At 71.1% G+C, this 23,432-nt stretch carries 17 protein-coding genes; 4 read left to right on the forward strand and 13 right to left on the reverse strand.

Annotated elements, in window-relative coordinates; translation table 11 throughout:
• Window positions 1-2 precede the first annotated feature (2 nt).
• From WME95_RS41670 to WME95_RS41705, 8 genes are all read right to left on the reverse strand, one after another.
• Window positions 3-2,258: a complex I subunit 4 family protein gene (locus WME95_RS41670; RefSeq protein ID WP_437904805.1), complete on the reverse strand. Its 2,256-nt coding sequence runs from the start codon at window positions 2,256-2,258 to the stop codon at window positions 3-5.
• A 7-nt stretch (window positions 2,259-2,265) separates the two neighbouring features.
• Window positions 2,266-4,857 carry an NADH-quinone oxidoreductase subunit L gene (locus tag WME95_RS41675; RefSeq protein ID WP_437904806.1) on the reverse strand — a complete coding sequence of 864 codons (2,592 nt, stop codon included), beginning with the start codon at window positions 4,855-4,857 and terminating at the stop codon, window positions 2,266-2,268.
• Between the two features lie 208 nt (window positions 4,858-5,065).
• The gene (gene yihA, locus WME95_RS41680) at window positions 5,066-5,833 is read right to left on the reverse strand and encodes a ribosome biogenesis GTP-binding protein YihA/YsxC (RefSeq protein WP_437904807.1); all 768 of its coding nucleotides are present in this window, start codon (window positions 5,831-5,833) and stop codon (window positions 5,066-5,068) included.
• On the reverse strand, window positions 5,830-6,168 hold the full coding sequence (locus tag WME95_RS41685) for a gamma-butyrobetaine hydroxylase-like domain-containing protein (protein ID WP_437545883.1): 339 nt from the start codon (window positions 6,166-6,168) through the stop codon (window positions 5,830-5,832). The genes yihA and WME95_RS41685 overlap by 4 nt, the downstream gene beginning before the upstream one ends.
• A 202-nt stretch (window positions 6,169-6,370) precedes the next feature.
• Window positions 6,371-7,390, reverse strand: coding sequence for a Gfo/Idh/MocA family protein (locus WME95_RS41690; protein WP_437904808.1), 1,020 nt, complete (start codon window positions 7,388-7,390; stop codon window positions 6,371-6,373).
• The gene (locus WME95_RS41695) at window positions 7,387-7,788 is read right to left on the reverse strand and encodes a hypothetical protein (protein ID WP_437545886.1); all 402 of its coding nucleotides are present in this window, start codon (window positions 7,786-7,788) and stop codon (window positions 7,387-7,389) included. The genes WME95_RS41690 and WME95_RS41695 overlap by 4 nt, the downstream gene beginning before the upstream one ends.
• A gap of 55 nt (window positions 7,789-7,843) precedes the next feature.
• Window positions 7,844-8,797 (reverse strand): acetyl-CoA carboxylase carboxyltransferase subunit alpha, encoded by a 954-nt coding sequence (locus tag WME95_RS41700; protein WP_437711984.1) that lies wholly within the window; start codon window positions 8,795-8,797, stop codon window positions 7,844-7,846.
• 122 nt (window positions 8,798-8,919) lie between these two features.
• The gene (locus WME95_RS41705; RefSeq protein ID WP_437545890.1) at window positions 8,920-10,803 is read right to left on the reverse strand and encodes an adenylate/guanylate cyclase domain-containing protein; all 1,884 of its coding nucleotides are present in this window, start codon (window positions 10,801-10,803) and stop codon (window positions 8,920-8,922) included.
• A 236-nt stretch (window positions 10,804-11,039) separates the two neighbouring features.
• Here WME95_RS41705 and glpK point away from each other — a divergent pair, with 236 nt between their 5' ends.
• Both glpK and WME95_RS41715 read left to right on the forward strand, forming a co-directional pair.
• Window positions 11,040-12,584, forward strand: coding sequence for a glycerol kinase GlpK (glpK, locus tag WME95_RS41710; RefSeq protein WP_437904809.1), 1,545 nt, complete (start codon window positions 11,040-11,042; stop codon window positions 12,582-12,584).
• 276 nt (window positions 12,585-12,860) lie between these two features.
• Window positions 12,861-13,646: a UPF0158 family protein gene (locus WME95_RS41715; RefSeq protein WP_437545893.1), complete on the forward strand. Its 786-nt coding sequence runs from the start codon at window positions 12,861-12,863 to the stop codon at window positions 13,644-13,646.
• Window positions 13,647-13,742: 96 nt separating this feature from the next.
• On the opposite strand, the gene WME95_RS41720 is transcribed toward WME95_RS41715, so the two are convergent.
• Both WME95_RS41720 and WME95_RS41725 read right to left on the reverse strand, forming a co-directional pair.
• Window positions 13,743-15,059, reverse strand: a complete 1,317-nt coding sequence (locus tag WME95_RS41720) for a carbohydrate porin (protein ID WP_437904810.1) — start codon at window positions 15,057-15,059, stop codon at window positions 13,743-13,745.
• A 1,260-nt stretch (window positions 15,060-16,319) separates the two neighbouring features.
• Complete coding sequence (locus WME95_RS41725) at window positions 16,320-17,021, reverse strand: hypothetical protein (RefSeq protein WP_437904812.1); 702 nt, start codon at window positions 17,019-17,021, stop codon at window positions 16,320-16,322.
• A 100-nt stretch (window positions 17,022-17,121) separates the two neighbouring features.
• Between WME95_RS41725 and WME95_RS41730 the strand changes: the two genes are divergently transcribed.
• Entirely contained in the window at window positions 17,122-17,607 is a 486-nt protein-coding gene (locus WME95_RS41730) for a nitrate reductase associated protein (RefSeq protein WP_437904813.1), read from the forward strand.
• Between the two features lie 110 nt (window positions 17,608-17,717).
• Here WME95_RS41730 and WME95_RS41735 read toward each other — a convergent pair whose 3' ends face one another.
• From WME95_RS41735 to folP, 3 genes are read right to left on the reverse strand one after another with little or no spacing between them, the layout of a single operon-like run.
• On the reverse strand, window positions 17,718-18,656 hold the full coding sequence (locus tag WME95_RS41735; RefSeq protein WP_437545901.1) for a CdaR family protein: 939 nt from the start codon (window positions 18,654-18,656) through the stop codon (window positions 17,718-17,720).
• Complete coding sequence (gene cdaA / locus WME95_RS41740) at window positions 18,653-19,960, reverse strand: diadenylate cyclase CdaA (protein ID WP_437904815.1); 1,308 nt, start codon at window positions 19,958-19,960, stop codon at window positions 18,653-18,655. The genes WME95_RS41735 and cdaA overlap by 4 nt, the downstream gene beginning before the upstream one ends.
• Window positions 19,953-20,876 (reverse strand): dihydropteroate synthase, encoded by a 924-nt coding sequence (gene folP / locus WME95_RS41745; protein WP_437904816.1) that lies wholly within the window; start codon window positions 20,874-20,876, stop codon window positions 19,953-19,955. The genes cdaA and folP overlap by 8 nt, the downstream gene beginning before the upstream one ends.
• A gap of 579 nt (window positions 20,877-21,455) precedes the next feature.
• Here folP and WME95_RS41750 point away from each other — a divergent pair.
• Window positions 21,456-23,405: an HDIG domain-containing metalloprotein gene (locus WME95_RS41750; RefSeq protein WP_437904817.1), complete on the forward strand. Its 1,950-nt coding sequence runs from the start codon at window positions 21,456-21,458 to the stop codon at window positions 23,403-23,405.
• Window positions 23,406-23,432: the final 27 nt, after the last annotated feature.

Raw genomic sequence — 23,432 nt, forward strand, 5'->3', positions numbered from 1 at the left:
GCTTACCTGGCGCTGGCGAGGGCGCCCTGGCCCGGCGAGGCGCCCTCCTCCGGGGCGCCCGCGCGGGCGTACGCGGCGCCGCCCGCGCTGTCTGCGCTCGGCGCGCCGGCGATCTGGGACTGCCCCGGCCTGTCGACGAGGCGGTGCACGTCGAGGGCCCCGCGATCGATGAGGCTGAGCAGCGGGCGCGGCCAGAAGCCGAGGACGAGGACCAGCGCCGCGAGCGGCGCGATCGACGCGAGCTCTCGCCCGCTGATCTCCGGGAACTTCCCGCCGAACGGCTCGAGGTACTTGCTCTGCCGCCACGACGCGCGGAACGTGCCGAGGAACATCCGCTGGAGGGCCCAGAGGTGGTAGGCCGCGGTGAGGATCACGCCGACGGCGGCGAGGATCGTGAGGGCGCGGTAGCGCGGGAAGGCGCCGATGAACGTCATCGCCTCCCCCCAGAAGCCGGACAGGCCGGGCAGGCCGAGCGACGCCATGAACGCGAAGCCGACGAGGGCGGTGTAGAGCGGCATCTCCGAGGCGAGGCCGCCGAACCTGTCGATGTCGCGCGTGTGCACGCGGTCGTAGACCACGCCGACCAGGGTGAAGAGCATCCCGGTGATCAGGCCGTGGTTGAACATCTGGACGAGGCAGGCCTGGATGCCCTGCGGCGTCATCGCGCCGAGCGCCAGCAGCGTGAAGCCCATGTGGCTGACGGAGGAGTAGGCCACGAGCTTCTTCAGGTCGCTCTGCGCCATGGCGCAGAAGGCGCCATAGAGGATGTTCACCACCCCGAACACCGCCATGGCCGGCGCGGCCCACTGCGTCGCCTCGGGCAGCAGGGTGAAGTTGATGCGGAGGATGCCGTAGGTGCCCATCTTGAGGAGCACCCCCGCGAGGATCACGCTGATCGCGGTCGGCGCCTCCACGTGGGCGTCCGGCAGCCAGGTGTGGAACGGGAACATCGGGATCTTGATGGCGAACCCGACGAAGAGCCAGATCCAGACCACCTTCACCGCGGCGACGCCGAGGATCGTGAGCCCCTGCGCCGCCCAGGCGACCCGCGAGAGCTCCGGGATCGAGAAGATGCGCTCGGTGGCCTGGCCGTCGACCAGGTAGGTGTGGCCGGCGTTCAGGTAGAACCAGATGAACGCGAGCAGCATGAAGACGCTGCCGGCCAGCGTGTAGAGGAAGAACTTGATCGCCGCGTACTCGCGCCGCGGTCCGCCCCAGATGCCGATGAGGAAGTACATCGGCAGGAGCATCACCTCCCAGAAGACGAAGAAGAGGAACAGGTCGAGCGCGATGAAGACGCCGAACATCCCCGTGACGAGGAGGTTGTACATCGCGAAGTAGCCCTTGAGCTGGTCGTGGACGCTGTAGCTCGCGAGGGCGCCCACGAACGAGATCAGCGCCGTGAGCAGGACCATCGAGATCGACACGCCGTCGACGCCGACGAAGTACTCGACGTTCAGCGAGCGGATCCACACGCCGTGCTCGATGAACTGGTAGCCGTCGTTCCCGTCGGCCCTGGTGAAGCCCCGGTCGAACTGCGCGTAGAGCCACGCCGCGAGCACGAGGTTCACGCCCATCAGCACGACGGTCATCAGCCGGAGCTTCCTGTCGTCCCGGTAACGCAGGAGGTGCGCGAGGAAGACCGCGACCACGCCGAGCAGCGGCAGGAACGTCAGGATGGAGAGGATGTGGTCGCCGACGAAGCCAAGGCTGCTCCCGCGCTCCGCGTGGATGCCCATCGCGACGGTCCGCCCCGGCGCAGCCGCGCCGGCCGCCACAGCGTCGGACTCGACGACGACGTGCCCGTAGAGCTCCCGCGCGCGCACGCCCGCGGTCTTCCACCGGACCACGACCTTCCGGCTCGCGCCCGGCGGGAGGGTCGCCGCGGCGCCGCCACCCTCGAGCTCCACGCTGACGCCCGGCGGGACGCGCGGGTCCTCGGGGGACGTCCGCACGATCACCCGCGTCACCTTCAAGGGGCCGTCGCCCTGGTTCTCGATCGTGAACGAGCCGACGTGATCCGGCCCGTTCGCGGCGAGCTCGACAGGCGCGCCGGGCGGCTCCGCGCGCAGCGCGATCTGGCCGCGCGGCCCGGGCGCCCTCGGCGCTTCGAGCGCCTGCGCCAGCGCCGGCGGCGCCGCCCCGAGCACGACGGAGAGCGCGACAAGGAGGGGGATCAGGAGCTTCATCGAGGTGGACCTGGCCGATCTCGCGAGGGCGAATCCACGGCGCATGCTGACGAGGGAGAGGTTCGACATCGGCCGTTCACCGCAGGAAGTAATGAACGATGCTGAACAAGGCGACGCCGCCCAGGAGGAAATAGACGTAGCTCTGGATGCGCCCGGTCTGCAGAGAGCGGAGCTTCGCCCCGGCGCTCAGCGTGCCCTCGGCGACGAGGTTCACGACGCCGTCGACGAGGTACCGATCGATGGCGCCCGTGACCCAGGCGGCGGCCCGGGCCAGGACCGCGACCCCGTTGACGATGCCGTCGACGATCCAGCGGTCCATCTCGGCGAAGAAGAGGCGCAGCGAGAGGGCGGCGCGCACCACAGTCGCGTCGTAGATCTCGTCGACGTAGTACTTGTTCGAGAGGAGCTGGAAGCCCGGGAGCCGCCGCTCTTCCTCGGCCCAGCGCGCGGAGCGACGCGCGCCGTAGCGGGCGCGCGCGCGCGAGAAGGCGACGACCGCGCCGCCGACGGAGAGCGCCATGAGCGCGAGCTCGAGCCCCAGCCCGTGGCGCCGGAACGAGACGTCGGCGTGGGCGAACACCGGATGGAGCCACGCCTCCAGCAGGGGCTCGCCGTGGCCGCCGACGAAGTGGCTGGAGAAGCCGAACACGACGCCCGCGAACGCCGACAGGACGGCCAGCACCGCGAGCACCCAGGTGATCGCCGGCGGCGACTCATGGACTTTGGTCTCGATCTCCTTGCGGGCGTGGGGTCCCTCGAACGTCAGGAAGTAGCTCCGCCACATGTAGAACGAGGTGCCGAGCGCCGCCGCGAGGCCCATCGCATAGAGGAGCAGCCCCGGGATCGGGCCGGTGTTCTCGGTGCCGAACGCCTTCCAGAGGATCTCGTCCTTGGACCAGAAGCCTGCGAAGAACGGGATGGGCGCGGCGGTGATGGCGAGGCACGCCGCCTGGTACGTCCGCGCCGTGAGCGGCATGACGCGGCGGAGGCCGCCCATGTTGCGCATGTCCTGGGCCGCGGCCTCGTCGTGCTCCACCGCGTGCATCCCGTGGATCACCGAGCCCGAGCCGAGGAACAGGCACGCCTTGAAGAAGGCGTGTGTCATCAGGTGGAACACGGCGGCCCAGTACGCCCCGACGCCGACCCCGATGAACATGAAGCCGAGCTGGCTCACCGTGCTGTAGGCGAGCACCTTCTTGATGTCGTACTGAAAGAAGCCGATCGTCGCTGCGAGGAGCGCCGTCGAGGCCCCGATGAGCGCGATGACGCCGCCCGCGACCGGGCTCAGCGAGAACAGGAAGCTGAGGCGCGCGACCATGTAAACGCCGGCCGTGACCATGGTGGCGGCGTGGATCAGCGCGGAGACGGGGGTCGGGCCGGCCATCGCGTCCGGCAGCCAGACGTAGAGGGGGATCTGGGCGCTCTTGCCGGCGGCGCCGACGAAGAGGAAGAGGCAAGCCAGCGTGATCAGCGCGACGCCGCCCCACACCGTCTTCGACTCGAGGGCATCCTTGAGGAACGCCTTGCCGCTCGCGTCCTTGATGACGAGCTGATCGTGGATCTCGCGGAACGTGACCGTCGAGCCCACGGTCGCCACCACGATCTCCTTGCCCGGCTCGACGCGCATCCGCTCGATCGCCGCGATCTCGAGGCCATCGCCCCCGATCACGGCGCCGTCGCCCGGCACGATCACCACGGAGTGCGCCCCGGCGTCGATCTCCTTGCGGATGAAGGGGGACACGCCGAACGGCCGCGGGCTCGAGGCGAGCTGAGCGGCGTCGGCGATACCGAGGTACACGCGCGCGCCGGGATGACCGGTGAAGGTGAGGTATCCCTTCGCCCCCGCGAGCGGCTGCGCCCTGCGCTCGCCCGCCTTGCCGCCCGCGCCGTCCTGCACCCCGGCGGAGGCGCCGTGATCGCCGCGCGCCTCCGCGGCCACCGCGATGAAGCGCGCGCGGTAATCGGAGAGGAACCGGCCGTCGTCGAGCCACCTGGCGCCGAGACCCCAGAAGAGGAGCGCGAGGCCGCACACGAAGCCCCAGTCGCCGATCCGGTTCACGACGAAGGCCTTCATGCCGGCAGAGGCCTTCTTGTAGTCGCTGTACCAGAACCCGATGAGCAGATAGCTGCAGAGGCCGACGCCCTCCCAGCCGAAGAACATCACGATGAAGTTGTCCCCGAGGACGAGGAGCAACATCGAGAAGACGAAGAGGTTCAGGTAGGTAAAGAATCGCCAGTACGCCGGCTCGGCCTCCATGTACGAGGCGGCGTAAACATGGATGAGCGTGCCGACGCCGGTGATGATCAGCGTCATGAGGCAGCTCAGCGGATCCATCACGAACGCGAAGTTCGCGTCGAGCGATCCGATGCGGACCATCTGCCAGGCGAAGCTGTAGAGCGCGCGCTCCCCCGGAGCGAGCCCGATGAGCTGGACGAAGCTCGCGAGCCCGAGGGCGAAGGCGCCCAGCATCGCGCCCACGGCGACGAGCGTGACGCCGAAGCTCCCGATGTGGAGCCGCCTCGACACGTCGCGGCCGAACGCGCTCCGCTGCAACGCGCGGCCAAACAGCGCGTTGATCACCGCGCCGAGCATCGGCAGGAGCGGAATCCACCAGAGTGGCGCCAGCGCCGTGTGGACGTGCGTGACCTGGCCGGAGTAGTCGGGCATCGTTGGGGCAGCCGGTGAGAACATGGGCCGGCACGCGCGTCTTGCTCTGCAACCACCCCGCGACGTGTCAGTCGGCTCTGGTGACTTCCCCCGCGGAACCGGAGGAGCCGCACGTTAATGGAGGGCCACAGGGCGGGTCAATACTTCCATCGGCCCTGTTCCGCCGCGAGACGCGCTGTTTCTGCGCGGATCTCGCACCTCGGCGAGGTCAGCCGTCGGTCGTCCGCTGGTCATCGTCCTCGCGCGCGGCGCCGCCGCTCGATGACGGCGCCGCGCCGCCGAGCTGCGTCACGCGCCGGATCGCGAGCCACAGATCCCGCCTGCCCTCGCCGGTGATCGACGAGAAGCCGATCGCACGGCGAAGACCGCCGCCCGCCATGCGCGGGGCCGCCGCGGACAGCTGGTCCAGCGCGCGACGGACCGACGAGCGCTGCACCTTGTCGACCTTCGTCGCGACGAGCAGCAGCTCCACCGGCCGTCGCGCGACGTCGCGTGACGCCTCGATGAAGCGGATGAGCTCGAGATCGTCCTCCTCGAGGCCCCGCCGCCCATCGACCAGGAGCAACACCGCGGCGAGCGTGACGCGCCCGCGCAGGTACCCCTCGATCAGCGACGCCCACGCCGCTTGCTCGGACTTCGAGCGCCGGGTGAAGCCGTACCCCGGCAGATCCACGAGCTGGAACACCGCGCCGTCGCGGGCCCGCGCCTCGTAGAGGTTGATCTGCCGCGTCGAGCCTGGGTTCGAGCTCGTCCGGACGAGCCCTTTGCGCTCGACGAGCGTGTTGATGAGGCTCGACTTGCCGACGTTCGAGCGCCCGGCGAACGCCACCTCCGCGCTGACGGGCGGAGGGAGCGACGCGAGCGATCCCGCGCCGGCGACGAAGGACGAGTCGACGATCTGGAACGGATCGAGCTGCCGCTCGGCGCGCGTCGTCGGAGCAGCTTGAGGCTTGGGGGCGCGGCGGGAGGTGGTCACTTAGAGCGGGGCGGCTGGAACTGCGGCTTGCACTCGTCGCACTGGCAGAGCGAGCGCAGGTACCGGAAGGTGTAGATGCCCGAGTCGTGCCGATCGCCCCACGTGAACTGGAGCGCGTAGTTGCCGACCTGCTCGATCTCGCGGACGTTCAGGTCGCCGCCGGGCACGAAGTTGATCGTGCCGCCGTGCCCCTGGCAGTTCGCGCACGGGCAGTACCCGCGCAGGAGCTCGTGCGGAAGGACGCTGCGGTGGCCGTCGGCCCAGTGGATCTCCATCACCGTCGCGCCGTGCGGCGCCTTGACCTGAGTGGGAGTCAGCTTCGGATCCTGCGGCATCGTGCCCTTCCAGGCGACGGCAGTACCACGCCGATCCGGCGCTGCAAAGCGCCGCGGCGCGTCGGCCGCGCGCCGCTCCGCTTTTCTCGGATTCAGCGGTGTCTCCGAGGTTTCCAGGGCTCCCGCGGGCTCGGCCGCGCCGGCGCCCTCCGCGCCCTGCCGGGCGCCTCGGGCTGGCCGGAACGGACCGCGGTCACGCATGTCACCCTGCGGCGACCACCCGCGCATCGACGGGGGCGAGCGTCGCCTCGACACGCTCGAGGATCCGCACGACCTCGGCGCCCTCGTCGAGCGGCGTCAGCGGCGGCGCGCGGTCCTCGACGCAGCGGAGGAAGTGATCGATCTCCACGGAGAGCGGCTCGCGCCACGGCACCTCGAGCTCGCGCCCGGCCGGCGCGAGCTCGAGGTGCGCGGCGCGCTCGCCGGCCGGCGCGCCCGCCGCGGCGCCGCGCGCGTCCAGGAACACGATGCGGTCGGGCGCGCGCACGTCGTCGAAGACCGCGACGCCCGCGCTGCCGACGAGCCGCAGCCGTCGCTCCTTCGCCGGGCTCGACGAGCAGAGCTCGATCCGCGCCGCGAGGCCGCTCTCGAGGCGCGCCTCCAGCGTGACGAGCTCGCCGCACGGCGAGAGGTGGGCCCGCGCCTCGGCGAGCGGGCTCGAGTCGAGCGCCGAGAGCAACGAGAGATCGTGCGGCCCGAGCGTCCAGAGCGCCGACCGGGCCCCGCCGCCGGCGCCGGCTGCGCCGGCGCTCATCGACAGGCGCGCCGCGCTGAAGCTCACGAGATCGCCGAGGCGCCGCTCGCGCGCGAGCGCGACGAGGCGCACCACCGAGGGGTGGTAGCGGAGCAGGTGGCCGACCATGCCGATCCGGCCGAGCGCCGCGGCGCGGGAAGCGCAGCGATCGGCCTGCGCGGCGGAGAGGGCCAGCGGCTTCTCCACGAAGACGTCTGCGCCGGCCTCGAGGGCCCGCAGCGCGAGCTCGGCGTGGCTCGCCGCGGGGGTCGCGATGATCACCGCGTCCACGCGCGCGGCCAGCGCCTCGTCGATCGTGCGCACGAGCCGCGCCCGCGGGGCAATCGCGCGCGCCCGCGAGAGGCGGCCGCGGTCGACGTCCGCCACCGCGACAACGCGCGCCCGCGCGTTCTCCGACAGCGCGCGGAGGAGCTTCTCCCCCCACCGCCCGCAGCCCACCAGCGCGACCCGGACGTTCGCGGCGCTCACGGCGCCCCCGGCGCCGCGGCGGACTCGGCCGGCCGGAGCGTGAGCTCGCCGAGGATCGCCTCGCCCTCGGCGTTGCCCGGGTGGATCGAGGGCCCGTTGATGTCGACGAGGAAGTCGTACCGCGCGCGCGCCTCGCCCTCGATCGTCGCGCGAACGCGGACGTGCTGGAAGCAGGCCGACTCGGTGGTGGCGCTCCAGGCGGGCGCCTTTCCCGGGTGCCGCGCGCCGATCGCCTCCGGCACGCTCCGGCCGCCCTCGGGGCGGTACTGCTGCACGACACCGAGCGCCGCCCTGCGGTCCGAGGCGTTGAACCTCGATTGCGTCCAGAGGACCGCGCCGCCGGCGGCGGCGCTGGTGCCCACGAGCAGCAGCATCCGCACCGCCTTGCCGTAGTCCATCCGCGAGCCGTATAGCCCCGGCGCTCAGGGAGAGCCAGCCGGGGCGGCGCGCCGCCTAACCCACGAACGACCCGAGCCCGCGGAACCTGCGGTACCGATCGTCGACGAGCTCCTCCGGCCCGAGCCCGTCCATCGACGAGAGCGTCGCCCAGAGCGCCTTGTCGAGCCGCACCGCGGCGTCGTCGTGATCCTGGTGCGCGCCGCCGGTCGGCTCCTCGACGATCGTGTCCACGACGCCGAGCTGCAGCAGATCCGGCGCGGTGATCTTGAGCCGGGCCGCGGCCTCGTCGGCGCGGGAGCCGTCCTTCCAGAGGATGGCCGCGCAGCCTTCCGGCGAGATGACCGAGTAGCAGCTGAACTCGAGCACAAGCACCCGGTTGGCGACGCCGAGCGCCAGCGCGCCGCCCGAGCCCCCCTCGCCGATGACGGTCGCCACGATCGGCACCCCGACCCGCGCCATCGCGGCGAGCGCGGCGCCGATCGCCTCGCTCTGGCCGCGCTCCTCGGCGCCGATGCCCGGGTACGCGCCCATCGTGTCGATGAACGTCAGGATCGGCAGCCCGAACCTGTCGGCCATCTCGTAGAGCCGGATGGCCTTCCGGTAGCCCTCCGGGTGCGGCATCCCGAAGTTGCGCTTCACGTTCTCCTTCGCGCCGCGCCCCTTCTGGTGGCCCACCACCACCACGCTCCGCCCGTGGTACGTCGCGAGCCCGCCCACGATGGAGCAGTCGTCGGCGAAGCGCCGATCGCCCTTCAGCTCGACCCAGTCGGTGAAGAGCCGCTTGATGTAATCGAGCGTGTACGGCCGGTTCGCGTGGCGCGAGAGCAGCACCTTCTGCATCGGCGTGAGGCCCGCGAAGATCTCGCGCGCCAGCCGGCCCGTGTTGTCCTCGAGCTGGGCGAGCTCCGGCTCGAACCGCGGGTCCGCCGCGGCGAGCGCGCGCAGCTCCCGCACCTTCTCGATGAGCTCTGCGACAGGTTTCTCAAAGGGTAGGATCGAAGCAGCCACGGCCCGGACCCTAACGCTGCAGCAGGCGGACGGCTACGGCGCTGTGCTGCCGCGCTGCATCGTCCACGGGATGACGCGCGCGCACGCCCCGGCCGATCGGCCGAGGCGCCGCGTCACCTCGGTCATTCGGGCAGGGCGTTGGTCGGCTCGGCGTGGATGAAGGCGTTCGCCGGGACCTGCGACATCGGCCGGCTCCGGATGACGTTGTAGATCGTGACCGGCTTGTCCTTGCCCTTCACCTTGGCGGGCTGGAGCTCCTCGGTCTCGAACCTTCCCCCGAGCTGCGCGTACGTGCTCTCGCTGATGACGATCTGTCCGGCCAGCGCGATGGAGCAGAGCCGCGCCGACGTGTTCGCCACGTCGCCGATCACCGTGTAACTGAGCGCCTTCGAGCTCCCGATGTACCCGGCGACGAGCGGGCCGGTGTGGATCCCGATGCCGACAGCGAGCGGCAGCTCGCCCTTCTCGAGCCGCTCGCGGTTGAACTCGCCGAGCACCTCGCCCATCTTCAGCGCGCACTCCACGCTGCGGACCGCATCGTCCCGGTGGGCGACCGGCGCGCCCCAGAGCGCCATGATCCCGTCGCCCATGAACTTGTCGAGCGTGCCTTCGAACTGGAAGATCGTGTCGACCATCCGCTCGAAGTAGAGGTTCAGCATCTCGACGAGCTCCTCGGGCCGCTTGCTCTCGGCCATGCGCGTGAAGCCGCGGATGTCGCTGTTGAAGACGGTGCACTCCTCGACGTGCTGGCCGCCCTGCTTCACGGCGAGCTGGCCGCTCAGCACGCGCTCGGCGATGTTCGGCGAGAGCAGCCGGCGCAGCTGCTCGCGCGTGACGATCTCGTTCTCGATCTTCTTCCCGAGGATGTTGATCTCGATGAACATCGCCGCCTGGTAGGCGATGGCCGTCACCAGCTCGAGGTCCTTGGGCTGGAACTGCGCGAGCGTCTCCGAGTCGAGCCAGAGCACGCCGAGCACCTCGCTGTTGTGCTGCAGCGGGGCGACGATCGCCGAGCTGATCCGGTTCAAGATCATGCTCTTGCCCTTCGACGCCGCGAAGTCCATCGCCGCGTCGTGGGTCAGCACCGCGGCCCGCTCGTGGACGACGTGGTTCAGGATCGTCGACGACACGCTGATCGGGGCCGTCGTCCCGTCGCGCCGCTGCATGGCCTGCGGGGTGAGCTCGCCGTTCTCGTTGCGCAGGAAGATCACCCCGCGGTCGGCGCGGATGAACTTGAACACGCTCGTGAGGATCTTCTCGAGCAGCTTCGTCGTGTCGCGCTCGGCGGCGATCTCGCGGGACAGCTCGTGCGACAGGCGCAGCCGCTCGTAGTCGGCGCGCAGCTGGTTCATGTCGTTGGCGATCCGATCGAACGCCAAGAACCCCTTGTCGACCGCGGCGATCTGCGTCCCGATCTGCCGGGCCTGATCGTTCACGTCGATGCGGGTGCCCTGCGCGACGAACGAGCCTCCGTGCGCCCCCGAGCGCCCCGGCAGCGGCGCGGTCCCGCCCGGCCCGGCGCCCAGCGGCGGCGGCGGCACGTACGGCTGCCGCGTCACCGGCGGCGCCACCGGCGTGCCCGGGAGCGGCGGCTGCGGCGGCTGGCGCTGGTACTGCGGCTGCTGCGGCGGATACCCGTGGCCCTGCGGCTGCGCCGGCGCCGCGCCCTGGTGGTTGACCACGGGCGGCCAGCCCGGGACGAGGGGCGGCGCGACCGGGGCGGCCGGATCGTCGAAGCGCCCACGCGTCGACCCCAGGGCGATCTCGTCCCCGTGCTTCAGCGGCGCTTCGCCCCGGACACGCTCGCTGTTGATGAACGTGCCGTTCAGGCTCCCCAGATCGCGCAGGACGAAGTGATCGCCCCGCTGCTCGATGATGCAGTGCTCCTTGGAGACGATCTTGTCGAGCAACTGGATGGAGTTGTTCGGGTGGCGCCCCAGCGAGTTCACGGGTCGCAGATCGATCGCCTGCTGGCCCTCGGCGGTCTGCAGGATGAGGCGGGCCATCGGTTCTGGCAGATTACCCAGCCGGGCACGGACCGACAATCTTTCCGGCCGAAGTCCAGCGCCGGCCGCGGGGAGCGACCGTGCCGGGCCGCGCAAAATGGGCCTTCGCCCCGCAGGAAACCCCTGCGCCGAGCTCGACCGCCCGGGGCGGCTGTCGCCGGCTGTCGCATGGATACCTGACCGGATGATTAGCTGACCGGGCCCTGCATCTCATGGAGGCGCCGCCTGGAACGGCTATGCGCCCACATGCCGCCGCGTTAGTCGGCCGCATGGATTCCGCGTACCTCCTCGCGATCGATCAGGGCACCACCGGAACGACGTCTCTCCTCATGGATACATCGGGCGCGACGCTGGGCCGCGCGACGCGCGAATTTCGCCAGCACTTCCCGGAGCCGGGCCTCGTCGAGCACGACCCGGAGGAGATCTGGCAGAGCGTTCAGGATGCCGTGGGCGAGACGCTCAGGGCGGCGGGCGTCGCCGGCAGCGCGATCAAGGCCATCGGCATCACGAACCAGCGCGAGACGACGCTCGTCTGGGAGCGCGCGACCGGGCGCCCGATCCACCGCGCGATCGTGTGGCAGGACCGCCGCACGGCGGCGCGCTGCGCCGAGCTCCGCGCCGCGGGCCACGAGCAGCCGGTCGAGGAGACCACCGGCCTCGTGCTCGATCCGTACTTCAGCGGCACGAAGCTCGCGTGGCTCCTGGACAACGTGCCCGGCGCGCGCGCGCGCGCCGAGCGCGGCGAGCTCTGCTTCGGCACCATCGACAGCTTCCTCGTCTGGCGGCTCTCGGGCGACGCGGCCGGCGGCTCGCCGGTGCACGCGACCGACGTCACCAACGCGTCGCGCACCCTGCTCATGAGCCTCGCGTCGCTGAGCTGGGACGACGCGATGCTCGCGATGCTCCAGATCCCGCGCTCGCTCTTGCCGCAGATCGTCGGCTCGGCGGGCCGCATCGCGGCGACTCGCGGCTTCCCGCACCTGCCCGACGGCATCCCGATCGCCGGCGTCGCGGGCGACCAGCAGGCGGCCCTCTTCGGCCAGGCCTGCTTCGCGACGGGCGACGCGAAGTGCACCTATGGCACCGGCGCGTTCGTGCTGACCAACATCGGCGATCGCCCGCTCAGGAGCCGCTTCGGCCTGCTCACCTCCGTCGGGTGGAAGATCGGCTCCGAGGTGGTCTTTGCGCTCGAGGGAAGCGCCTTTATCGCCGGCGCGGCGGTGCAGTGGCTCCGCGACGGCCTGGGCCTCATCAAGAGCGCGGCGGAGATCGAGGCGCTCGCCCGCAGCGTGCCATCGAGCGAGGGCGTCACGTTCGTCCCGGCGCTCTCGGGCCTCGGCGCGCCCTACTGGGATCCGGACGCTCGCGGGATCATCTCCGGGGTGACGCGCGGCACGACCGCGGCGCACCTCGCCCGCGCGACGCTCGAGGGAATCGCGCTCTCCGTGACGGATCTCGTGCGGGCCATGGCCGACGACCTGGGCCACCCGCTGCGCCGGATGCGCGTGGACGGCGGCGCCGCCGCGAACGACCTGCTCATGCAGTTCCAGGCGGACGTGGCGAACGTCGCTATCGAGCGCCCCACCGACCTGGAGACGACGGCGCGAGGCGCGGCAATGCTCGCCGGGGTCGGCGCCGGCCTCTTCCTCACGAAGGAGGACGCGGCCCGCATGTCCCGTGTGGGGCAGAGCTTCCAGGTCGAGATGAGCGAAGCGGCTCGATCCGCCCACCTCCACCGCTGGGCCGACGCCGTCGCCCGCACGCGCTCGAAGCGCAGCTGAGCACTCGCCGATTCCCCTGAATTTCCACGCTGTTTTCCGCTTGAACCAGGTCTTCCGAAGCTCTCTCCCGAGCCGTCATCGCGCCGCGGCTCGGCGGCCGAACGGGCTTCCGGATCAAGGAATCAACCCTAGGTTGCGAGAGTTAGGCCCAGAAGCCCCCAACCAGCGTAGAGTGCTATGACGACGGCGCATTTCCGTTCAAACTTGGTGCACTTGAACCGAGGCGCGCGGCCAGCCCACCGCCGCCTCGCTGCTTTCGATGGAGACGAGGAGGACATGCCGACTACCGAGAATGCTTCAGCCGGCGGGACGGCCGTTCGCGACATCCCGATCGACTGGGAGGCGCTGGAGGACGCCTTCGAGAACAACGCCCCAGAGGTGCACTCGTACCTGCACCTCGGCACGGGCGACGTGCTGCGGGTGGTCGACGGCGTGGCGGATCCGCAGATGCACGCGCGCATCGCGGCAGACGCGAACTACCTCCGGATCGATCCCGTGAGCTCGCGCGAGCAGTACCGGTGGATGGAGCGCTACATCCCGATGGTGGAAGACATGGATCTCCAGGCGAAGCTCAGCCAGGCGATCGATGGCAAGGGCGCGTTCCGTCGCTTCAAGGATGTGTTGATGTCCTACGGTCCGGAGCGGGAGCGCTGGTTCGCGTTCCGCAGCGAGCGGCTGCGGATCTTCATGGAGGCGTGGCTCAGCGCCCATGCGCTGAACCCGGTCCCTCGCCCGCTCTGGGTGCCGGAGGTGCCGTCTCGTCCGGAGCCGATCGTCCCGGCGGTCCCTGCGGTGGAGCCGCCGGCGCGCGAGCGCGAGGAGACGCGAGAGCCCCGCCGCGGCAAGAGCGTGGAGAGCCTGCGCAAGAACCTCCGCGACATCGCCGAGGCGCTCGGTCCGCGGGATCTCGACACGCTGACGGCGTTCGCGGAGTTCCTGAAGGCGCGCCGCGCGGCGCGCTCGTTCGCGCACCACTACCACGAGGCCCAGGGGCCGGTAGACGACGACGCCGGGCCTGCTTCGCAGGAGATCGCGAGCGAGTCGCGCAGCGACACGGCGTGAGGGCGCGCCGCCGGCGCCGCGATCGCGGCGCCGGGGCGCTGGCCTGAGGGTGGGTGGGGGAACGGAGGGGAGCGGCGGCTTCGATCGCCGAGCGGTCTAGAAGTACCAGTCGGTGCGGGCACCGATGTACTGGCCGACCTTCGACCCGACGCCCGGACCGGCGCCAACGCGCTGCAGGTAGCCGGACATCGCCGCGTCCCTCGCCGCATCGTTGTAGATGGCGAGCGAGTAGATGAGCTTGAAGTGCGGCCGCGCGCCGGCGCTGAGCTCGCCGGTCGGCACGAGGGTCGGGACGACCGAGACCTTGACCGCGGTGCCCAGGTCGCCGTCGCCGTCCTTGCGGCCCTGGAACGAGGCCTCGACGACGGGGTGGAAGTTCTTGTGCGCGAAGATCGTGGCGTTCGCCTGGACCGAGAAGTCCATCTGCTTCTCGAGGGCCGTGGGGGGCGCGGCGCCCTCGGCCTCGTACGCCGCCTTCGTGTAGTGGAAGGTGGCGAGGCCTTCCAGGGCGGCGGCGTCGCCGAGCCGGAAGCCGAGGTGCTCGACCGCCTCGATGGCGAAGGAGCCCGCGAAGGTGCCCTCGTCGTTCGCGGCGCCCCAGGTCTGGTACGTCTTCGCGCCGCCGGCGGCGCCGTTGGCGATGCCGGTGCCGAAGCGCACCGCCGTGTCGCTGAAGTTGCCCTGGCCAAGGCCGAGGTGCAGCTTCGCGCCGATGACGCCGCCGAAGTCCGCCGGCGCGTTGTCGGGCACCGCCCACCCCTCACCCCGCTTCGCGGCCGGCAGGACGTGGAACTCGCCGTGGACCTTGACGTGGTGCTTGGCCTCGCCGCCGAACTCCGCCTTGTAGTTACCGGCGAAGATGGTGCGGAAGCGCTCGACGTCCACGCCGCCGTCGCCGTTCACGTCGACGTTGTAGGGGGGGGTGGTGTTTCCAAAGCCGCGATACCCGAGGATCGCGAGCTGCAGGCCGCCGTACTTGATACCGCCGCCCTGGCCGCTGAGGTCGTCGAGGTAGAAGTAGTCGCCGATGGGCGCGTACTGCTCGCGGAAGAACTTCGCGCCGCCCCAGACGCTGAGGCCCGGGACGAGGAAGTTGCCGGCCTCGATGTACGCCTGGTTGAACTGCACCGTGATCGACTGGCCACCGTTCGAGGACGGCTGCATGAACGGCCCGCCGTACTGGTTCCAGATGGCGAACGTCATCTCGGACTTGACGTAGAAGTCATCCGGCGTCGCGCCCTTCACCACGTGCGCGACGAACGACGGCTCGGAGTAATCGCCCTCTTCGTAGCGGCCGCCGATGCCGAACCCGAGCAGGTTCAGGGACGCGCCCTGGACGTTCTGCCCGTAGACCGGGGACCACGCCATGCCGAGGCGTGAGTACCAGTGCCACTCAAAATTCTCGCTCCCCACCGCGTGAGCCGACCGCGGCGCCGCCGTGAGGCAAAGGGCGGAGACGGAAAGCAGCCCGAGGGCTCGGACAGCGGCGCGCCGACCCGCGATTCGCTTGCTGGGGACCGACGACCTGTCTCTCATAAGTGATGTCATCGAACGACGCTCCTATCCATTCTCTGGGAGTGTGCTTTGGGGTGATGGGAGGTGATTCGGCCAGATGGCCAAGCGCGGCAGAGGTAGTGGCCTGTCAAGAGAATCCAAGTTGACTCTGTAGGAAAGAGCCACCCGCTGCCACACATGCGGGGCCCGCGGGGGGCACAGTTAACAGGAACGTTCTGTTCATGTCAAAGGTCTCCGAACACCCTTCGGCAGTTTGTCATCTTCTGCGGCGCGTTATTATTAAGTAATCGAAATCACTTGGTTAAGCAGGACCGGCTCTCTTCCGCGGCCCGGAAGGGGGGCCCGAAATGACGCATCGCACCAAAACAGGCTCGCGCTGGCTGAAGTGTTGCCAGAAGAATTCACGGGTGCCTCCTGGTGCGTTACTCGGTGCGCGCCACGCGCGTGACACGGACAGGAAGGCTGCATTGGCGAGCCCCGACCAGCTGCGCTTTCGCAGGGCGATGGCGCCGCCGCGCGCGACGGTGTGGCGCGTGTTTCGGGACCTCGAACCTGGCATTTCATGTCGACACCCGGCCGGGGCGTCGCCGAGGTGCTCGTCTCTCTCCTGGGTTGAACCCAGGGCGAGCCGCCGGCCCCGCTGAGCGTCATTGACGCTCGCCGGCGCAACGAATGCGCCGCGCCAGCGAGCGGATCCTGCGCGCGCGCGCAGGACTGTGCCGCAGAGCGCAGGCAGATCGCTCATGGTCGACACGATAACGCATCGCGTTGCAACGGCGCAACGAGCGCCGCTGATCCAGAGCGGGTCAGTCTCGATTGCAGTGCAGCGCGGGTGGACATGTTCTTGTCCAGGAAGGGCGTTGCGCTGTCGCCCCGAGACATCCCATCTGCTTCGGCGAGGCCGGGTGGTGCCTGGCAGGCCTCCGGGCGCGGTTGCGGCGAGCGCCGTCAGGCCACCGGCTCGCCGCGCCGAGCGCCTGAGTCGTTGAAAGAGAGGCCTCCATCCTCCGCATGAACGACGGCTCGTGAGCCCTCTTCACGATGTCTGGTGCTGTCCTTCGTATCGAGAGGTGGAATCGACCCGCGGGATGGACTTCTGCTCTCCTGCCGCCCGGTCGTGCGGCTCGACGTGGCGCGCAGCCGGTCGCTCGGCGCGGCTCAGCGAGCGGGCATGATGCTCAAGGAGACCCGGGCCCGCGCGTTCTGGTAGTACGCGTCGAGCGCCTGGGCGAGCCGCTGCCCGACAACCCAGCGCTTCAGCGCCGGGGCGACCTCCTCGTAGCGTTGATCCTTGAACGGCGTGGCGCCGGAGCGCAGGACGATCTTGAGCTCGAAGTCGGTGGGCTCGAGCATCGGCGCGACCATGCGATCCAGGTACAAGCTCGCGCGCGCCTGGCGGCGCAGCAGCGCGTCGAGCTCGTCGGAGCTCATCCCCTCGGCGGCCGCCGCGGCGAGGAGGCGCGCGCGGCCGCGAGCGCGCTGCTCCAGCGCGATCCGGGCGGCCTCGGCCCGCTGCGCCACCTCGGCCGAGGTCGGCGCCGGCGAGATGGGCAGGCTGGCGAGCAGCGTCTCCGCGATGTGCCTGTCGAGCGCGGCGCGGACATGCCTGTCCCGGTACAACCCGGGCTCCGCGTCGGGATCGGCGAGCGCCTCGAGGCGGGCCTCGAAGGCGAGCTCCCGCTCGAAGATGAACTGAGGCCGGCGCACGCCGCCCGTCTCGGGCGCGTGCCAGCGCACGACGACGCGGTCGAGCGGCACCGGCGCCGCCGCCGACGGCGCGACCTGGCCGTGGGCGCTCGGGGTCAGCGACGCGAGCGCGAGCGACGCGAGCAGCATCGTGAGGAGCCCGGAGCGGCGCACATCGGCAGGCTAGCGCAACCGCGCCGCGCATCCCATTCCTGGCAGCGCCGCGCTCGCGGAGCGTCCGGGGCGCGGGCAGCGGGTATAGAATGGCGCCACCATGTACAGGCAATTCGCGCTCGAGGGCGAGGTCCACGCCTTGCTCGACTGTGTGCCGCTCTCGGTGCGGCGGAAGCTGGACCTCGCCGAGATCAAGATCTCGCTCGCGGGGTGGCAGGCGCTGTCGCGCGCGGAGCGGCTCGCCCTGTGTCACCTGCCGGCCGACACGGACGAGGACGTCGCCGTCTACGCCGAGGTGCTCCGCGGCTTCGCGGAGCGCGCCGGGGTCGCCCTCGCCCCCCTCGCGGGCGCGCCGGTGCGCCGCGCCGCCTGGGATCGGGACAGCGTCAGCGCGCGGCTGCGCGAGCGGCTCGGCCCGGACGGCGCGCTCGACGAGGGCGCGCTCGGCCGCCTGGCGGAGCTGACCGAGGAGGAGCGCTACGCCATCGTCAAGCTCGCCGATCCGAAGCGCGGGCCCGAGAAGCTGCGCGCGCTGCTCGGCGAGCTCGGGCTGTCCCGGGACGCAGGCGCAACGCGCTCGCCGTGAGCCAGGCCGCGGCGGGGATCCCGGGCGCGACGAAGGCGCGGCTCGCGCGGGGCGAGCTCGTGGTCCCCTCGCGCTGACGTCCGCGGCGGCGGAGCGTCAGCGCGCCGCGCTCACCACTTCACCATGACCTTCGACGGGTTGACCTCCGCGGTGACGCGCGGAACGTCGACGAGCACGTCGAGAAAGTCGCTGCCCGGCTGGCTCAGATCGAGGTTCGCCGCCTTGGGCTCCACGCGCGCCACGATCGCGTCGGCGTTGACGGCGCCCACGTCCTCCGGCGTCCCCGTGATCCTCACCTGCACCACGGCCGGCGCGACCGTCGCGCGCGGGATGCCGATCACCTCGACCTTGCGCTCGAACGTCCGCGTGGCGAGCTCGCGCCCGATCTCGAGCGTCGCCATCACGCTCTCGAAGCTGTACGTCACGAGCTTGGGCGGCCGATCGAGCGCCAGCTGCCGCTGGTAGGCGCCCTCCGTGAGCCCGCTGATGTCGAACGGCGCGGTGCGCGCGAGCTGCATCACGTCGACGACCGAGCGCGGGCCGCGGGCGCTGACCATCGGCGGCTCGACCGAGACCATCCCCTTCACGAGGAACCCCTGCGCGGCGTCCCCGGTGCGGGGGACGTGCACCGGGACGGCCCGGGTGACGACGTCGTCCCAGCCGAGCTCGATCGTCGACGGGTACAGCTGCTCGACCATCAGCCCGGCCGGCACGTGGAACATCGAGGCGTCGAGATCGATGTGCGTCACCGTGCCGTTGCGGAGATCGAGCCGCAGCGTCCCGAGGCTCTCGGCGCGCAGGTCGTCGAGCTGCGTCCGGGAGCCGCGCACCGTGACCGCCACCTCGTCCGGGATCTGGGTCATGAGCTGCCGGTTGCTCGACTCGGGCGGGAGGATCGAGACGACGCTGAGCATCAGCGTGCGCTGCGCGTTCTCCGCGCCGTGGATGAAGGCGTAGAGGCACAGCGCGAAGGTGATCGAGAGCAGCTTGAGGCCGAGGTTGTCGAGCAGCGCCGAGCGGAGCGCCTCGCGGATGCCGGCAAGCGTCATGGCTCATCTCGCGGGGGCATCCCCTCCGCGCTCCCCTTGGATGCGGCGGTCGCCGCGACCTGCCCGGTCGGGACGAAGGTGCGCTGCGACGGGACGGGGGAGTCGGTCGCGCCCGCCGCGGGGACGTCGACCATGGCCGGTCGGCCGCGCTCGGACGGGCGATCCGCGTCCTGCGGCGCGGCCGGCCCCCCGGCGCCGGCCCCGGCCGCGGCGCGCAGGTCGGCGCTGGATCCCGTCGCGGCGCGCGCCTCGGCGCCCGAGCGCATCGGCGTGGACGTCGACATCCTCGCCATCGGCCGCGCGTCCGGGTCCACGGCCGCCTTGATCATCGAGGACGTCTTCGAGACCGGCGCTGCAGGCTTGGCCTCGATCGGCGCGGGCTTCGCGGCGGCGGGCTTGCCGGGCTCGTGGGCCTGCCCGGCGCCTTGCGTCGCGCCCACGGCGGGGCCGCGCGCCGCCGGCGTGGGGAGGCTCGCGCGGCCGACCTGGGCGACCTTCTTGGCGAAGCGCCGCCTGCGCGACGAGCGGCCGAAGAGCCCGAGCAGCGCGTGCCGCAGCGACTGGCCGTCGAGGTTCGAGACGATGTTGCCGCTGAAGCAGAAGCTGATCGTGCCGCGCTCCTCGCTGACGACGACGACGACCGCGTCGGTCTCCTCGGTGATCCCGAGCGCGGCGCGGTGGCGGGAGCCGAGGCTGGCGTCGAGGATCTTGGTCTCCGGCATCGGGAAGAAGACGCCGGCGCGCGCGATCTTGAGGTCTCGGATCAGCACCGCGCCGTCGTGCAGCTTGTTCACCGACTCGGGGACGAACAGCGAGACGAGCAGCTCCCGGGTGACGACCGAGTCGATGTGGATCCCCTCGCTCTTGACGAACTCCAGCACGTTGGCGTCCTGCTCGAAGGCGATGATCGCGCCCATGCGGTGGCGGGCGAGCTCGGTCGCGGCGGCCACGACCTCGTCGATGACGCGCGACTGCTGCTCGCGTCCGCTCGTGAACCAGTTGCTGCCGCCCACGCGGATGAGGGCGCGGCGGATGTCGTTCTGGAAGACGACGACCACGATGAGGATGATCGAGGAGAGGAGCCAGGAGAGGAGGTTGAGGAGCGTGGTCAGGCCGAAGATCTTCGCCCCGAGATAGATGAGGAAGACGATGCCGAGCCCGAGGCCCATCTGCATCGCGCGGGTGCCGCGCAGCACGAGGAGCGCGCGATAGACGACGTAGGCGACGATGAAGATGTCGAAGAAGTCCCGGATGACCTGCGTCGCCGGCCTCACCGAGAAGAGGCGGAGGAACCCTTCAACCATCGCCGCGCGCCCCCTGGGCGACGGGGCCGTCCGGGCGCCGACGGTCGCCGGCGCCCGCGCGCTCGATCGCGCGCATCACGTCGAGGGCCTGGCGCACGGGGCGGACGTCGTGGACACGGACGGCCGCGGCGCCGCGCGCGGCGCACGCGATCGCGGCGGCGACGGAGCCGCCGAGGCGGTCCGGGGGCGGCGCGAGCGGCGCTTCCCCGCCGTCGCCTCGCCCCGCGGCCTCCGAGGCCGCGGCGCGCGCCAGGAACGACTTGCGGCTCGGCCCGACGAGCACGGGGAAGCCGAGGGCGCAGAGCTCGTGCAGCCTGGCGCAGAGCTCGAGCGACTGCCGCGCGTTCTTCGCGAAGCCGAGGCCCGGATCGAGGACGAGCTCGCCCTCCGGCAAGCCTGCCTCGAGCGCCCGCGCGGCGGCGCTCGACCACTCGCGGGCCACGTCGGCCACGACGTCGCCGTAGGCGTCGTCGGGGTACGCGGAGAAGCCGGCCATCGCCGACATCGGGCCGCGGCTGTGCATGAGCACGAGCGACGCCCCGCGCCGAGCGCAGAGCGCGCCGAGCTCCGCCGCGCTGTCGAGCGAGATCGAGTTGACCACGGCCGCGCCATCGTCGAGCGCGCGCGCCGCGACGGCGGGAGAGGTCGTGTCGATGGAGACCACCGCTCCCCTCTTCACCGCGTCGCGCACGCTCCCGCCGATGCGCGCGATCTGCTCGTCATCCGGCACGGGCCGCGCACCCGGCCGCGTCGACTCCGCGCCGATGTCGATCATGTCTGCCCCCTCGGAGAGCATCGCATCGATCTGCGCGAGAGCCGTATCTTCATCCGCAAAGCGACCGCCATCGGAGAACGAGTCCGGCGTGCGGTTCAGGACCCCCATGATCACCACGCTCCTGCGGCGTTCGAGCAGCATGCGCAGCGGGGACATTTCCTGTGGGTAGCAACTTTTGCGCCGAACGGCAATTGTCTGCTCGAATCGATGTTTTCCAGGAGCAATTGGAACATCGCGAGGGGGGTCCGGCGCGTCGCGCTCCGCCAACGCCGGCTGGGCCGACGGGCGCGCGCCGGCGTTGGACGGCGCACCGGCGTCCACATTCGCTTCGGGCGCCGGCTTCCCGGCGGCCGCCCCCACGCTCGGGCGGGGATTCAGCGCGAACCATGGGGAAGACACGGGACGGAGGGAACGGAGGGCGCGCAGAGAACGGAGGCAATCAGGCAAGGGGAAGCAAGGGGAAGCAAGGGGAAGCAAGGGGAAGCAAGGGGAAGCAAGGGGAAGCAAGGGGAAGAAGGGGGAAGCAGGGGCGCGCGGCGCCGGGGCGCCCCCCACGCTCCGCGTGCCGCTGACTCGGCCTTGCTTCTTTGCTAGGGTCCCGCCTACACATCGACATCGGCGGCCCCTCGCGGTCGTCCGGTGGAGGAGGCGGGGCCACGCGCGAGCGTGCCCTGTCAACCGTTTCTCAGGCTGCACCAGCGGACGAGACCGAGCGGTTCCATGCTGCGCACGCGTATCCGGGCAGGTCCCCTCGCCGGCTTCGTCTTGAGCGCCCTCTTCGCGGCGTGCTTCGCCGTGCTCGGCGTGGGCGAGCTCTTCATCCCTGCGCTCAGCCCCGAGATGGGCATGCCTGCGCCCGTGACGCTGCGCGTCCCGTACGGTCCGCGGATCGTGCGCGACACGCACGACGGGAGCTTCACGCTCTCGTACGAGCACAGGCGCGTGATCGTGCCGCGCGGCACGGTCCTCTCGGAGCACAACGAGGATCACAACGCCGCGATGGCGTACGAGACGGTGCGGCGGATGCGGCGGCCCGGGCTCGGCGCGCGCCTCGCGAGCCTGTACGCCATCTACCTCATCGTCTGCCTGATGCTGACGGTCTACCTGCGTCGCTTCGGGCAGAACCGGGTGCGGCTGCTCCGCACGCAGGTGGGCATGTTCGTCCTGATGACGAGCTCGCTCATCGTCGCGAAGCTCCTCCTGCTCTTCACCGCGCTGCCCGAGTTCTGGATGCCGGTCGCGGCGCTCCCGCTCTGGGTGGCGATCGCGTTCGATCGGCGGACCGCGTTCCTCGTCGAGGTCGGGGTCGCGTTCATCGCGTCGTCGCTGCTCCGGTTCGACGTCGTGCTCCTGTCGGTGCTGCTCGTGCGCGGCATCGCCGCGACGATGTTCTTCTTCAAGCGCAAGGGCTCGCGGCAGCTGTTCGTCGCGGGCAGCCTGGCGGGCATCGCCGGCGCGATCGGGTTCATCGCGCTGACCGTGCTGTTCGAGGGGAGCTTCGATCTCGGCGCCGATCTGAAGCGCTGGCTCGGCTCCAACGTGCTCGCCTGCGTCGGCGGGGGGCTGCTCGTCGGCGTGCTCGGTCGGAGCCTGAGGGAGCCGGCCGAGCGGGCGATGGGGCACGTGCCCCGCGACAAGCTGCTCGACCTCACCGACCTGGAGCAGCCGCTCCTCAAGAAGATGGCGGCGGAGGCGCCGGGCAGCTGGGAGCACGCGCGCGCGATGGCGAACCTCGCCGAGGCCTCGGCCGCGGCGATCGGCGCCGACGCGCTGCTGACGCGCGTGGGCGCCTACTACCACGACCTCGGCAAGACGGTGCAGCCCAAGTACTTCATCGAGAACCTCCCGCCCGGCGAGCGATCGCCGCACGAGGAGCTCGATCCGGAGGTGAGCGCCGACGCGATCATGGCGCACGTCGTGATGGGCACGAAGATCCTGCGTGAGGGCAACATCCCCGAGCCGGTGGTCGAGTTCGCGTACACCCACCACGGCACGCAGGTCGTCGAGTATTTCTGGCACAAGTGCGTCGAGCACGGGAACCCGAAGGACCTGACGCAGGAGCACTTCCGCTATCCCGGCATGAAGCCGCAGACGAAGGAGACGGCCATCCTGATGCTCGTCGACTCCATCGAGGCGGCGTCGCGGACCATCTGGCCGCCCGAGCACAAGAAGTTCGAGGAGATGATCCAGCGGGTGATGTTCTCGAAGCTCGCGTCTGGCCAGCTCGATCAATCCGGGCTGACGATCGAGGACCTGCGCATCATGACGAGCCGGATGGCGTCGACGCTGGTCAACATGTACCACGGCCGCATCAAGTACCCGTGGCAGCGCGAGAGCGATCGCGCCGGGCACACGCCTGCGCCGCCGACGGTCACGCCGCACCCCACGCGCCCCGGCACGCCCACGCCCGTCCCCGCGTCCAGCGCGCCGGGTCGAGACGGGAGCGCCGCCCCGCCGCCCCCCGCGAGCGTGCGAGGCGCTGCCCCGCCGCCCCCCGCGAGCGTGCGAGGCGCTGCCCCGCCGCCCCCCGCGAGCGTGCGAGGCGCTGCCCCGCCGCCCTCCTCGAGCGCGCGGGGCGCGGTCGCGCCCGTCGTCGTGGACGAAGCCGGAGGGCCCGTGAAGGACGAGAGCCCGGCGGAGTCCGTGCGGACGCCGAGGAAGACGCACTGAGCAGGCCGAGCGCGCCGCGCGCTCCCG

Source organism: Sorangium sp. So ce327 (assembly GCF_051530205.1).
GTDB lineage: Bacteria > Myxococcota_A > Polyangia > Polyangiales > Polyangiaceae > Sorangium > Sorangium cellulosum_B.

What these genes read in the sequence shown, in the direction of transcription:
- cdaA (WP_437904815.1), bottom strand. Translation starts at nt 19,960, where the DNA reads ATGGTTGAAGGGTTCCTCCGCCTCTTCTCGGTGAGGCCGGCGACGCAG.
- WME95_RS41670 (WP_437904805.1), bottom strand. Translation starts at nt 2,258, where the DNA reads ATGTCGAACCTCTCCCTCGTCAGCATGCGCCGTGGATTCGCCCTCGCG.
- WME95_RS41675 (WP_437904806.1), bottom strand. Translation starts at nt 4,857, where the DNA reads ATGCCCGACTACTCCGGCCAGGTCACGCACGTCCACACGGCGCTGGCG.
- WME95_RS41735 (WP_437545901.1), bottom strand. Translation starts at nt 18,656, where the DNA reads ATGACGCTTGCCGGCATCCGCGAGGCGCTCCGCTCGGCGCTGCTCGAC.
- WME95_RS41705 (WP_437545890.1), bottom strand. Translation starts at nt 10,803, where the DNA reads ATGGCCCGCCTCATCCTGCAGACCGCCGAGGGCCAGCAGGCGATCGAT.
- glpK (WP_437904809.1), top strand. Translation starts at nt 11,040, where the DNA reads ATGCGCCCACATGCCGCCGCGTTAGTCGGCCGCATGGATTCCGCGTAC.
- folP (WP_437904816.1), bottom strand. Translation starts at nt 20,876, where the DNA reads ATGCTGCTCGAACGCCGCAGGAGCGTGGTGATCATGGGGGTCCTGAAC.
- WME95_RS41685 (WP_437545883.1), bottom strand. Translation starts at nt 6,168, where the DNA reads ATGCCGCAGGATCCGAAGCTGACTCCCACTCAGGTCAAGGCGCCGCAC.
- WME95_RS41730 (WP_437904813.1), top strand. Translation starts at nt 17,122, where the DNA reads ATGTACAGGCAATTCGCGCTCGAGGGCGAGGTCCACGCCTTGCTCGAC.
- WME95_RS41695 (WP_437545886.1), bottom strand. Translation starts at nt 7,788, where the DNA reads ATGGACTACGGCAAGGCGGTGCGGATGCTGCTGCTCGTGGGCACCAGC.
- WME95_RS41750 (WP_437904817.1), top strand. Translation starts at nt 21,456, where the DNA reads ATGCTGCGCACGCGTATCCGGGCAGGTCCCCTCGCCGGCTTCGTCTTG.
- WME95_RS41715 (WP_437545893.1), top strand. Translation starts at nt 12,861, where the DNA reads ATGCCGACTACCGAGAATGCTTCAGCCGGCGGGACGGCCGTTCGCGAC.